This is a genomic window from Paenibacillus sp. J22TS3 (genome assembly GCF_018403205.1).
In the GTDB taxonomy this organism is placed as follows: Bacteria; Bacillota; Bacilli; order Paenibacillales; family Paenibacillaceae; genus Fontibacillus; species Fontibacillus tuaregi.
In genome coordinates this window covers 931,026-944,518 of sequence record NZ_BOSF01000001.1, presented here as the reverse complement: position 1 = coordinate 944,518, position 13,493 = coordinate 931,026, and the positions used below count along the sequence as shown (strand labels likewise).

The 13,493-nt window shown below is 48.4% G+C and carries 9 protein-coding genes; 7 read left to right on the top strand and 2 right to left on the bottom strand.

Going from position 1 to position 13,493, the window contains the following annotated elements; genetic code table 11:
- Positions 1–367: 367 nt before the first annotated feature.
- Both KJS63_RS04440 and KJS63_RS04435 read right to left on the bottom strand, forming a co-directional pair.
- Positions 368–1,075 (bottom strand): hypothetical protein, encoded by a 708-nt coding sequence (locus KJS63_RS04440; protein ID WP_213618076.1) that lies wholly within the window; start codon positions 1,073–1,075, stop codon positions 368–370.
- Complete coding sequence (locus KJS63_RS04435) at positions 1,035–1,409, bottom strand: PadR family transcriptional regulator (RefSeq protein WP_244862501.1); 375 nt, start codon at positions 1,407–1,409, stop codon at positions 1,035–1,037. Before KJS63_RS04435 ends, KJS63_RS04440 begins: the two co-directional genes overlap by 41 nt.
- A gap of 544 nt (positions 1,410–1,953) precedes the next feature.
- Here KJS63_RS04435 and KJS63_RS04430 point away from each other — a divergent pair.
- From KJS63_RS04430 to KJS63_RS04400, 7 genes are all read left to right on the top strand, one after another.
- Positions 1,954–3,726, top strand: a complete 1,773-nt coding sequence (locus KJS63_RS04430) for a sensor histidine kinase (protein ID WP_213618074.1) — start codon at positions 1,954–1,956, stop codon at positions 3,724–3,726.
- A gap of 305 nt (positions 3,727–4,031) precedes the next feature.
- Positions 4,032–5,885 (top strand): sensor histidine kinase, encoded by a 1,854-nt coding sequence (locus KJS63_RS04425; protein ID WP_213618073.1) that lies wholly within the window; start codon positions 4,032–4,034, stop codon positions 5,883–5,885.
- On the top strand, positions 5,878–7,398 hold the full coding sequence (locus KJS63_RS04420) for a response regulator transcription factor (protein WP_213618072.1): 1,521 nt from the start codon (positions 5,878–5,880) through the stop codon (positions 7,396–7,398). The genes KJS63_RS04425 and KJS63_RS04420 overlap by 8 nt, the downstream gene beginning before the upstream one ends.
- Positions 7,399–7,709: 311 nt before the next feature.
- Positions 7,710–9,191, top strand: a complete 1,482-nt coding sequence (locus KJS63_RS04415; protein ID WP_213618071.1) for an ABC transporter substrate-binding protein — start codon at positions 7,710–7,712, stop codon at positions 9,189–9,191.
- A gap of 82 nt (positions 9,192–9,273) precedes the next feature.
- A complete protein-coding gene (locus KJS63_RS04410) occupies positions 9,274–10,203 on the top strand; it encodes an ABC transporter permease (RefSeq protein ID WP_213618070.1) in 930 nt (309 codons plus the stop codon).
- Positions 10,204–10,229: 26 nt separating this feature from the next.
- Entirely contained in the window at positions 10,230–11,147 is a 918-nt protein-coding gene (locus KJS63_RS04405) for a carbohydrate ABC transporter permease (RefSeq protein WP_068616104.1), read from the top strand.
- Between the two features lie 43 nt (positions 11,148–11,190).
- Positions 11,191–13,491 (top strand): glycoside hydrolase family 3 N-terminal domain-containing protein, encoded by a 2,301-nt coding sequence (locus tag KJS63_RS04400; protein WP_244862482.1) that lies wholly within the window; start codon positions 11,191–11,193, stop codon positions 13,489–13,491.
- The last annotated feature ends 2 nt before the right edge of the window (positions 13,492–13,493 follow it).

Here is a 13,493-nt window from a genome sequence, read left to right as displayed (position 1 = left end):
TATATTTCTCAAAGGGAAATAAGCTGTTAACCTCATAGTCAGTCTGCGGAAGACCCGGCCAAGACTCAATATTCTTGGACCGGGTCTTTTGTTAAGTAGGTTTCAATAATGAATTTGTTTATTTCTATTTTTTGAGAAACTTGGATAGACTTGTTCCAAGCAGTGCTAATTTCACTTGTGCTATCGGGCAATCTCAGCTGTGCTGATTTTATAGATGGTGAGAGGGAAAGACAGCGGCTAGAGCAGTATAGTTCGTTTGGATTCAGCAGTATATATAAAAGAAGTCCCGAATTTAGGTTCGGGACTTAATTGAGTTATTCGATATAGACATCTATAAGTGATTCAAATATTGCCTTAAGACATCTACTCATCCCAACCATTTGCCCGCCAAATGCATAACCGCAGCAACTCCAAGCAAGACAAATGCATGGACTGAGAATAAAGTAATTTCATTCAGCTTGAACTGAACGAAGAAGAAGATGGCCAAGGCAAGACCAATGGTGGTGCCTATGAGAATTCTTTTTCTATAATATGCGGCTTTCGATTGGGACTTGTTGTTATTCTCCATCTCCGTCAGCCGGAATGCATGCTTCCCAATGAGTATGACAATGATCCAGGCTGCAGATAAGAAAACGATGACGGACAATACGAATCCCAGGCTGATCGGAATATTAAAATCAACCTCTGTAAGAGAAAACCCGCTGCGTACCCACGAAACTAGAAATCCGGAAAAAATAAGCTGGATAAACAAAAGAACCGCGATGCAGCTAAAAATAATAGCAATCGATTCCCTTACTTTGTCCATAAGGGTTTTAGAGGCGGCGTTGGCAATAATCTCGTCACAGAACACTTTGTAATCCATTCCGATTACAGATGATATGTCCTCACCGCGTTCCTGGGCATCCAAGATCATGTGCAGCAAATCCTGCCGGATGTGTTCAACCTGCCGATCGGGAATGCGGCTTACACGCAGGTAAACGATCATATCAGTTAATATCTTTTTGTTCGTACTGGTCAATTTATGGTCCAGCTCATTATTGCTTTTTCTCAGCTTGGTGATACTTGGAGCTATCATGAGACAGTCCCTCCTTTGGATTGAATAATTGATGAATTGCATGCTCAAGTAGTATCCATCTCTCCCAAAAGGCTTCCAGCTCACGCAAACCAGCTTCGGTCAAATTAAAATATTTTCGCCTAGGACCTTGAGAAGACTGCTTGTAATTGGCAGTAATGAACCCATTCTTCTCAAGACGCATCAGGAGCGGATAGATCGTTCCTTCCGAAATATTGGGGAACCCATGCTCGGTAAGCTTCTCTGATATTTCGTAACCATACGTTTCGCGGATGCTAATCACTTTAAGGATACATCCTTCAAGTGTTCCCTTTAACAATTGTGATTTGTCGTTCAGTCCTGTCACCTACTTTGCAATGCATAATAGTGTAGCTATATTGTATTGCAAGGTAGTTAGGTTTGTCAAACAGTACCAAATAAAATATTGTAAGCTGGTTCAGCCCGCGTCCTTTCTTTTTCTATCAACTCACCCCCATCTATGGTATATTTTTCATAGGGAAATAAGCCGTAACTTCATAGTTAGTCTGCGCAAGACCCGGCCTAAGACTCCATATTCTTGGTCCGGGTTTTTTTGTTACATATATATCTGGAAGTAACTCGATAGACCCGCTGTAGAGAGGGGTTCAGAGCATAGGGTAAGCAATCAATACAGCTGAAGTATGGCCCTGTCGGTCTCTCTTGTATGGACTGGTCGATTATAGAATTTTATACCTTTCTTTCCCTGGAAAGACATAATACGATGGATGTATATACAGTAAACGTCTCTAAAAAAGGCGGTTTAATGAAGTTTTTAGGTTTGTAACTTTTGTGTCATATTTAGATGAAATTTGTCGATTAATATAGTAGTATGATCCGGTTGAGATTAGAGAGGGACTGTTTAAATGAAGATAGGATTCAAGAGGTTAATGATTGTATACATACTGGTAATGGGGTTCCTGCTCATTTTTTTGAACGGCATCTACTACTATACAATGAAGGATGCCCTGCTGGATGGGCAGAAGCAAAGCATAGAGAATATGACGTCCCACATTAAATCTTCGCTCGAAATTACCCAACGGGGAGAAATGCTGTTCGAAGAGGCCTTGGCTGAGCGGCTGCGGGTTGCAGCCATCGCTGCACAGAACATGCTGCCTCCTAGGCTTGAAGACGTGACAACAGAGCAGCTGCAGAAGGTTAGAGACAAGGTAGGGATAGAGAATTTGACCTTGTTCAAGCATTTAAAGGAAGAGAACAATTTTATTGCCGCCAAGTCCAGTGATCCGAAGGAAGTGGGGATGACCACGGAGAAATGGGGCAAAGGGAAATGGAACCAGGTATTTAAGGAATTGATGGAGAAGCATAATGCGACCCCGATCAAGAACTTTGGGGAGAATTTACCCAACTTCTGGGCAGGGCCATTTGACACCTCGACTTCTGATCCGAAGAGAATCAGCAAGTGGGGGTACTATAACGACGGGACCACAGATTATTTGATTGACCCCTACATTTCGGAAAATATTATTAACCGGTTCCGCGACAAAGCAGGCGTAGAGTCCAACATTGAGGAGCAGGAGCGGAGCAATCCCCTGATTCTGGAAATCGGCATTCTGAATGACAAAGTCCTCCAGGGCGAGTGGAAAGCGCCGAACAAGGCTAATCCGGAGTGGCATTCAGAGCGCAAGCTTCTGTACGGTAAATACAACTACAGCACCAAGGATGATTTGGCTATGGCCAAGGTGGCCTTCTCCAGGATGGAGAAGGTGCATCAGGTAATGGAGGTCAACGGCCGTTCTGTGTTAAAAACGTATTCGCCCATCAGCCTCCAGGACAATGTGAATAAAGGGTTTGACCGGATGCTCATCATTGTGTCCTCCGATATGGATAAGCTGACCGCGGACCTGACCCGGAAGGAACTGAGGATATCCATCGTTGCATTGATCATCCTGATTATAGGTGGACTGATGATTATGGCGGTAGGCAGGTACCTCAAGAATCACACCAAGGTCGTTGACGATGTTCAGAGCATGTACCTCCGCAACATTGACAGCCTGTTCAAGACGGTTAAGGAGTACCGTCATGACTTTATCAATCATATCTTTGCGCTGAGCGGATTGGCCAAGATCAAGAAGTATGATGAGTTGGAAGCTTATCTGCGCAGTCTGACCCATATTAATAAATCGCTGAACGACATTGTGGATATCCGGATTCCAGCCTTTAACGGTCTGATCCAGGCGAAATCGGCGCAGGCTCTGGAGCGTTCGATCAACCTGGAATATCACTTTGAAGGCTTTGATCAGCTGAACCTGGATATTCTGAAAATTACCGATCTGGTCCGCATTACGGGCAATCTGATCGACAACGCCTTTGATGCGCTGCAGGAGACGGCTGAGGACAACCGTAAAGTCGCGATTCTGGCCCAGGTAGAACAGAGGACCCTGACTATACAGGTACTCAACAACGGTGAACCGATTCCTGATGAGCTGAAGGCGAGGATTTTCGAACGCGGGTTCTCCACGAAACCGAAATCCAGCAACAGCGGACTGGGCCTTGCTATCGTCAAGAAATTGGTTGAAGGCTACAACGGACGGATTCAAGTAGAGAGCTGCAGCGAGACAACCTGCTTCAAGGTGGAGATTCCGCTTAATCCGAAGGAGCTTATACAAGGTACAGGTTAGACATATACAATAGATTAGTTAGAAGCCCGGGAGTTGATCCCGGGCTTTTTACCTTATCCGGCAAGTATGGCAGAACCGTCCAGGCCTGCTTTTTTATTTCTTTTACTTTAAGGGGAGAAAGGGCGCTTGAGATATGTTCAAATTAAAGATATCAGGTACAGATTATAGAAAAATATTCCGGGTGGTTATCCAGCGAGGGCTTAAGGAGTACAATGGATGTGCGGTTTGAATCCGCTTTCGCCGGGAAGCCCGCCGCTCACGGGTGCTGACTGTTGTCTACCCGATATTATACATGGAGGCCCAGCATGAGATTCGGCATGATGTACAGGTCCTATTTCAAGAACAACATGTTTATGAGGATGTTCTTGTTCTTTTCAATTATTGTCGTTCTTACGATTATAGCTTTGTCTTACTTTATTTTTCAGTCTATCTCCCAATCGACCATTCAGCGGGAATTGGATGTTCAGAAGACGGCCATGGAAAGCGTTGACCGCTATATCCATGGGCGGTACCAATCGGTTCAAGATCTTGTTAGGAACATGTACACCAATGAGGCTTTATCTGCGAATGTGTCCTTCTTCATTAATCACGCCTATTTCGAGTATGTCCAGTACAGAATGGATCAGTTCTATGGGGACAGCAATGATTACTCGACAGATGTGCTGAAGTATTTCGAGAACTGGATTGACCAGAATCCGGATATCCGCAATTTGATGCTGTACAGTGCGAACCGCCAGTACCTGTCCAATCTCAACCAGTACAAGCAGTTCCGGCAGCTGTCGGCCAATCAGGCCCATTCTTATATCCCGGATGTCATGGCCCTGGAGAGCAAGAATATCTCTTCCCCGAATGCGTGGGTTCGACGGGCAATTGATCAGTGGGACCCCTCCCTCTATGCCATTCGTGTACCTATTAACAACAAGCGGTCCTATAAAAATGACGGCCAGCTGTTGGTATATCTGGATTCCACCAGCATAGCCAGCGCTCTCTCGAATTACCAGAACAGCCTGAAGGGTGAGATTGTGGTTCTGTCAGCCAACGGGGACGTACTGTTTGATTCCAAAGGGCGTTATTACGGTAAGAAATACCCTTATGAGAGTGAGACGAAGGCCGTCTTCGACAACACCAGCCCAGGCAACGCCGGCTCGGGAATGTTCCGATCGAACCAGAACATGTATGTGAACAAGCTGGTGTCCGCTGATGAGGGCTATATGATTATCGGGGCAGCGCCGCGCGAGGAAATAGCCGAGGCTTACTTGGGAATCCGTAATACGATCATCACCATCTCTGCAATCTGTATCCTGATCGCGGTCGTCTTCCCGGCGCTTTTTGTGGTTAACTTTGCCAAACGTACAAACCGGATTGTGAAATTCACCCGGAAAGTAAGGAACGGCGACTTTGCGGCTCGTATTCACGACCAGAGGGACGATGAGCTAGGGCAGATCTCCCGAAGCTTCAATGCGATGCTGGACGAGCTTAATCAATATATTGAGCGGGTGTACAAGGCCGAAATCAAGCAGAAGGAGACCGAACTGGTTGCTCTTCAGGCACGAATTAATCCACATTTTCTGTACAATACGCTTGAGGTGATCCGGATGCGGGCGGTATCCCAGGGGGCTAAGGATGTGGGCGACATGATCTATAGCCTGTCTGTTCTGTTCAAGAGTCTGGTCCAGCAGAAAAAGATTTACACACTGAAGGATGAGCTAGAAGCATGCCGGCTCTATCTGGAGCTGTTCCGGATCCGATATAAGGATAAGTTCAACTACGAGATCCATCTTCCGGCGGAGCTCAGCCATCTTACGGTTATGAAGCTGTCGCTTCAGCCGATTGTTGAGAATTATATCGTTCATGGACTTAGGACTGACCGGAAGGACAATCTGCTGACAATGGAGGTTACGATGCAAGAAAATATGCTCAAGGTAAAGGTAACCGACAATGGCAAGGGGATTACACCTGAGCGGATGAGTGAAATTATGTCGGAGCTCAATCAGCCGGAGGAGACAGGCCAGATGTTCGGCCTTCGCAGTGTGCATACCCGGCTCAAGTTCCTATATGGACCCGAGTACGGGATCGTTATCACCAGCCAGCCTGGGGATGGGACGATGATTGAGGTTAATTATCCCGGGCAGGAAGGAGCCGATGGTAATCATGTATAAAGTATTTATTGTTGACGACGAGCCCTTTATTCTGGAAGGGCTGTACGATATTCTGGACTGGTCTTTGTTCGGGATGGAAATTGTGGGACAGGCCGATCATGGGCAGATGGCGCTGGAAGCTCTGTCCGCCAGGCCAGTGGATGTGCTGATCACAGACATTTCCATGCCGGTCATGAACGGTTTAAGTCTAATCCGTGAGGCCAGAAAGCTTCACCCGGATTTAAAGGTCATTATCCTAAGCGGATTTAATGAATTTGAATACCTGAAAGAAGCCATGCAGTTGGGCATCGAGAATTACCTTCTCAAGCCGATCAATGTGGAGGAGCTGGAATCCACTCTTCGCAACACGGTAGCCAAGCTGGACAGCACAAAATCTGACCAGCTGTATGATGAATACAGTGTTCAGATTCTTAAAGACAATACTCTCTACCGGTGGCTAACCGGCCAAATCGCAGACCCTGAATTTGACCAGAGGGCGGAACTGCTCGGTATCACACTGCAGAGGCCCTATATGGCGGTTGCCGCGCTTCGCAGAATCGAAGACCAGGCCGGTTTGTTTGAGGAAGCGAACCGTAAGTTTAAAGCCCCAGCCGGGACGTTCGTCCTTCATGATGTAGACGGGGATATTGTGCTGGTCACTGCTTTTGAGCAGGAGGAAGAGATTCAGACGTGGATCAGCTTGCTGAATGAATATACACAGGAGTTATCGGCTCAAGGAAAGCCTGCGCAGGTGGGAGTCAGCCGGGTCGGGAGATTGCCTGAGGGAGCTCAGGTCTGTTATGCCGAAGCGAAGAAATGCATGGAGTATTTTATGATATTCCCCGATCGGAGCCTAATTGATTATCAGACGCTTGATTCTGGAGATGCCCGCGAGGACTCGAAATTTCCAATTCAGTGGAAAGATTATGCCAAACTGATTGTAGCCAGGGACATTCAGGCTCTGGACGAGCAGATTCAAGTGGATTTCGAGCAGCTGCAGCAACAAGAAGGCGTTCAGCCAATCGAGCTGCATCATGCGGCGTTGGAACTGATCATCCGCTTTAAGATGGAGCTGGAGGGTATTAAACATACCGATGAATCAGCGCTGTTCCAGGAAGGGCTCGGGCGGGTCAGAAGCTGTGTTACCTTTGAAGATTTGATAGGAGTCCTTAAGGAGGTTGCCCGCCAAACGGTAAATTCGCTTCTTAAGGATATGAAGAATCCTATTGTCAGCCAGGTGCTGGGATATATTGAAGAGCATTATGCTGACGAGCTGTCCCTGAAGACGCTAGGTGCGCATTACCACCTTCATCCGGTGTATTTGGGCCAGCTGTTTCATAAGGAGACGGGGGAGACCTTTGCGGAGTATATCAACCGGTATCGGATCGGAAAGGCTAAGGAGCAGCTCAAAAACACCACGATGAAGGTACATGAAATAGCTAGGAATGTGGGATATTGGGAGACAGGGTATTTTTACAAGCAGTTTCGTAAATACGTGGGGATATCCCCAACGGATTATAAAGGTCTATCCTGACCTGGGAAAGCATTTCCGGCAGGCTCCCTGCTTGACTGACAAGGGAGGCAGTCCGGGAATGCTTTCTTACTTACGGGCAGATAAATTAATGAAAGCGTATCCCTCTTTTTTAGGAGATGATTGGTAGCGTTTTTATTTTTCCTTTAATTTATATCCGATTATATTAATTTTATCTTCTTTTTGAAAATGCTTTCATCCGATAAGGTTAAGATAGCTGCTGCGGGAACACCACAGAGGCGGCAGCCTTGCTGCAGCAGGGTTTTTACAATGAAGTACGGGGAGTCATGTATAACTTAAAGGAGGATTCACACATGGGCAAGATGAAAAAAAGATTTTCTTTTGTACTGGCGACTCTCATGTCACTGTCGCTTGTACTCAGTGCTTGCGGCGGAAGCAAGGACAGCGCGGAGGGCGGCTCAGGCTCTGCGGATAGCAAGCCGGTCGAGCTGATCTGGTATACCATCGGAACTCCACAGAAAGATGTGGACAAGGTTATGGCGGAGGTCAGCAAATATACCAAAGAGAAAATTAACGCAACGATCAAGATGAAGATGATTGACTGGGGCGACTATGCTCAGAAAATGCAGGTTAATGTCGCATCTGGTGAACCGATGGATATTATCTTCACCTCGGCAGGCGGTTTCGACTACGTGCAAAATGCGAGAAAAGGCGCGTTCTATAAGCTGGACGATTTGATCGAGAAGTATGGTCAGGATCTCAAGAAGACGATTGACCCGGCATTCCTGAGCGGTTCCAAAGTGGACGGCCACAACTATGGTATTCCAGCGAACAAGGAGCTTCCTCAGCAAGAGGTATGGCGCTTCAACAAGAATTTGCTTGATAAATACAAGCTGGATATCTCGAATGTCCGCTCCCTGGACAGCCTGGAGCCACTGCTTAAAACTATTAAAGAAAAAGAGAACGGTGTAACGCCATTCTCGATGGATAAGCAGTACGTTCCTTATGTCCCATATGACTACATCATTCAGAATCTTCCAATGGCAGTGAAGCTTGACACCAAGGACTACAAAATTGTCAACATTCTGGAAACTCCAGAAATGAAGGAAGCTTTGACAACGATGCACAAGTACTACAAAGCCGGTTATGTGTCTGCAGAAGCAGCAACTACAGGCTCAACTAATGACTTGACGACTTCCGGCAAATGGTTCCTTGACCGTGCACAGACCCAGCCGCTGGCGGACAACGCATGGTCTCAAAGCTATGGATATCCTGTAGTTTCCACACCGGCAAGTGATGCGATTATCACGAACACTTCTGTTCAAGGTTCGATTATGGCGATCTCCGCGAACTCCGAACATCCGGAGAAGGCGATGGAATTCCTGAATCTGCTTAATACAGATCCGGTTCTTCGCAACATGGTGGACTCCGGTATCGAAGGTGAGCATTACAAGAAAGTGAATGACAAGCATATCGAGAACCTGCCAGCTTCTAAGAGCTATGACATGCCATCTTACTCTCTTGGTAACAACATGCTGCTCTACTTGAACCAGAACGATCCAGACAACAAATGGGATGAGTTCAAGAAGTTTAATGCAGCAGGTAAAAATTCTCCAATCCTCAGCTTTAACTTTGACAGCAGCAAGGTTTCTTCTGAGCTTGCCGCAGTACAGAACGTGAAAGAGCAGTTCTGGGCAGCATTGATGACCGGTACGCTGGATCCTGCTACAAATCTGGATAAAGCTATCGCGAAATTCAAAGAGGCCGGACTTGATAAAGTAATTTCTGAAGCCCAAAGCCAGCTTGATGCCTGGAAAGCGAACGGCGGGAAGTAAATCTTAAATACAGAGCATATGAAGGATCGGGCGGGTGAATGGTCGCCCGGTCCTTTTCATTATCACTTCGGGAGGGAAACTTATGGTTCAGTTTTTCAAGAATCTGGTAAAGAACAAAGTCATGCTGTTCATGGTACTGCCTGGAGCCATCTGGTTCTTCTTCTTCTCCTATCTACCCTTGGTAGGTACCATCGTGGCATTCAAGCAGTACCGGTTCAGCCGGGAGGGCTTCTGGGCCAGTATCGCCAAGAGTGAGTGGGTTGGCTGGAAGAACTTCAAGTTCCTGTTCACTACGGATGATGCCTTTATCATCACGCGCAACACCCTGCTTTATAATATCGCATTTATCTTCTTAGGCCTTGTCCTTTCCGTTGCGATGGCCATCCTGCTGTCTGAGCTGGTGAGTAAGAAGATGGCCAAAATCTACCAGACGGGGATGTTCCTGCCGTACTTCCTATCTTGGGTTATTGTTGGCTATTTCGCGTTCAGCTTCCTGAGCCTGGATCGGGGAATGCTCAACCAGATTCTGGGTTGGTTCGGAGCCGAACCGATTCAGTGGTATTCGGAAGCCAAGTATTGGCCTTACATTCTGATACTCGTGAATCTGTGGAAAGCCGTTGGATACAGCAGTGTCGTATATCTTGCCTCCATCATGGGTATCGATAAGTCGCTTTATGAAGCTGCTATGATTGACGGTGCAAGCAAATGGCAGCAGATCCGGAGCATCACGATCCCGATGCTGTCGCCAATCATTATCATTATGACGCTGTTGGCAGTTGGGCGTATTTTCTATGCAGACTTTGGACTCTTCTATCAGGTGCCAAGGGATTCAGGAACGCTGTACTCTGTGACCAACGTTATTGATACCTATGTATACCGCGGCTTGAAAACAACCGGTGAGATTGGAATGAGCACCGCAGCCGGTCTGTACCAGTCTGTTGTAGGCTTCATTCTTGTCATGGTGTCCAACTTCGTGGTCCGCAAAATTGATAAAGACAGTGCCTTATTCTAGGACTTTGATGAGAGGAGTGCTCTATTATGGCCGAGGTTATTAAAAGAAAGCGGGATTTCCACAACGTGTCGCGCGGCTGGAATGTGGTGCTGAACATCATCGCAGGACTGTTTGCTTTTCTCTGTGTATTCCCGTTCTTGTTTGTTGTCATTATTTCCTTAACCGATGAGAAGACCCTTGCCCGGGACGGGTATCGTCTGCTTCCGGCAAAATGGAGTCTGGAGGCTTACCGGTTCGTGTTCCAGACTGGAGATATGCTGCTTCGTTCTTACGGGGTAACGATCCTCGTTACGCTGCTGGGAACCTTGATCAGTCTGATGCTGATTTCGGTGTATGCCTATGCAATTTCAAGAAAGAGCTTCCGCTACCGCCGTTTTTTCTCGGTATATGCGATTCTGACCATGCTGTTCAACGGCGGTATGATTCCAACCTATATGGTGGTCTCCCAGCTTCTTGGTCTTAAAGATACGATTTGGGCGCTTGTGCTGCCGCTCGCGGTGAACGCCTTCTATATTATGATTCTGCGCACGTTCTACAGTACGAGTGTGCCGGATGCGATTATTGAGTCGGGACGGATTGACGGGGCAGGAGACTTTTATATTTTCCTGAAAATCGTACTTCCTCTCTCCCTTCCGGGACTTGCCACAATTGGCTTGTTCAGTACACTCGGCTACTGGAATGACTGGTTTAACGCGCTTCTCTACATTGAGAACCCGAACCTGGTGCCGCTGCAATCCATGCTGATGCGTATCGAGTCAAGCATTCAGTTCATCCAACAGAACTCTCAGAACAGCTCGCTGAGTATGACGGCTCTTCAATCGATTCCGCAGGATACATCCCGGATGGCGATGGTCGTGCTGGCGACGCTGCCGATTATATTTGCATATCCGTTCTTCCAACGTTACTTTGTTCAAGGCCTTACAGTTGGAGCAGTGAAAGAATAGAGAAAATACTAAACTATTGGATAGCGGGGAGGTTCGAAACCAGGTGCTGACTTACAAAGACAAGACGAAATCAGTTGAAGAGCGGGTGGAGCATCTGCTCAAGCTTATGACTACGGAAGAAAAGGTGGGCCAGCTTGTGCAGCCTTTTGGCTGGCTAACCTATGAGAATAGAGAAGGAACGGTTACGTTAAGCGATTCCTTTAAGGAACAGGTGGCTCAAGGCGGTGTAGGTTCCTTGTATGGTGTTCTTCGCGCCGATCCTTGGACCGGAGTAACCTTAGAGAACGGGCTGTCTGCCCGTGAAGGTGCCGAGGCGGTCAACCTGATTCAGCGTTATGCCGTGGAACAATCCCGGCTGGGCATTCCGATCCTGATCGGGGAAGAGTGCTCGCATGGGCATATGGCGATCGACGGAACGGTGTTCCCGGTGCCGCTGCTGCTGGGCAGCACCTGGAACGTTCCGTTGTACCGCGAAATGTGCCGGGCTGTAGCCAAGGAGACACGCGCACAGGGAGGAGCCGTGACGTATTCCCCGGTGCTTGATGTGGTCCGTGACCCCCGGTGGGGAAGAACAGAGGAGTGCTTCGGGGAAGACCCGTATCTCATCGGAGAATTCGCTGCGGCAGCCGTTGAAGGTCTGCAAGGGGAAGGGCTGGACAGCCAGAACAGTGTAGCGGCTACCTTGAAACACTTCGCGGGTTACGGAAGCCCGGAAGGCGGCAGAAATGCCGGACCCGCGCAAATGGGCTGGCGGGAGCTGCTGGAGAAGGACCTGTATCCGTTCCAACGGGCAGTTGAAGCCGGAGCCGCATCAATTATGCCGGCCTACAACGAGATAGACGGAATTCCATGTACTGTGCATACCGGGCTGCTGGACGGGGTCCTCCGGAAGATGTGGGGATTTGATGGTATGGTTATCACGGATTGTGGAGCGATCAACATGCTGGCAGATGGCCATGATACCGCTGAAGACGGACCGGATGCGGCGATACAAGCCATACGTGCGGGAATTGATATGGAAATGTCGGGGGAAATGTTCGGCAAGTATTTGGTCGATGCGGTGAATGACGGCCAGCTTGAGATGGACGTGCTTGATCAGGCTGTGCGGCGGGTGCTTGCGCTGAAATTCCGGCTTGGGCTGTTCGAGCAGCCTTATGCAGATCCCAAACGTGCCGAAGAGGTAATCGGCCATCCGGAACATATTCGGCTGGCCCGGCAGCTTGCAGCGGAAGGAGCAGTGCTGCTGAAGAATGAGGGGGTTCTACCGCTGTCTAAGGCGGCGGGACGTGTTGCAGTCATCGGTCCTAACGCAGACCAGGGTTACAACCAACTGGGAGATTATACGTCACCTCAGCCGAAATCCAAGGTGGCAACCCTGCTGAAAGGAATTCTCGGCAAGCTCCCAGGTGATGAGGAACGAGTGCTGTACGCGCCAGGCTGCCGAATCAGAGGCGGCTCCAAGGAAGGATTCGAGCAGGCACTCCATTGTGCAAGCCAGGCGGACATCGTTGTGATGGCGGTTGGCGGATCAAGTGCCCGGGATTTCGGGGAAGGAACGATTGACCTGAGAACAGGGGCTTCCACCGTTTCGGATGAGTCCTGGAGCGATATGGACTGCGGCGAAGGAATCGATCGGATGACGCTTACGCTGTCCGGGGTCCAGCTGGAGCTTATGCAGGAAATCCACAAGCTGGGCAAGCCCGTTGTTGTGGTATATATCAATGGCCGCCCGATCGCCGAGCCTTGGGTGGATGAACATGCGGATGCGGTACTCGAAGCCTGGTATCCTGGGCAGGAAGGCGGGTATGCAATCGCCGACATTCTATTCGGGGATGTGAACCCGTCTGGACGGCTGACCGTCTCTATACCGAAGCATGTAGGCCAGCTTCCGGTGTATTACAACGGCAAGCGGTCCAGAGGGAAACGCTATCTGGAGACGGACTCAAGCCCAAGATATCCGTTCGGCTACGGACTTAGTTATACTTCATTCAGCTACAGCAATCTGAGATTGTCCGCTTCCGAGATTTCCGAAGGGGATACCGTAAGGGCTGAAGTTGATGTCACGAATACAGGCAGCCGGGAAGGGGCTGAGGTGGTTCAGCTGTATATCTCGGATGTGGTCAGCTCGGTAACACGCCCGCTGAAGGAACTTAAAGGATTCGAGAAGATTGAATTGAAGCCGGGTGAGACCCGGACTGTAGTCTTCACGATTGGAAGCGAACATCTCCAATTTATCGGTTTGGATATGAAGCCTGTAGTGGAACCGGGAATGTTCCAGGTCCATATTGGCCGTAATGTAATGGATACCCTATATGCGGAATTCAGAGTCCGGAAGGAGAATTGATG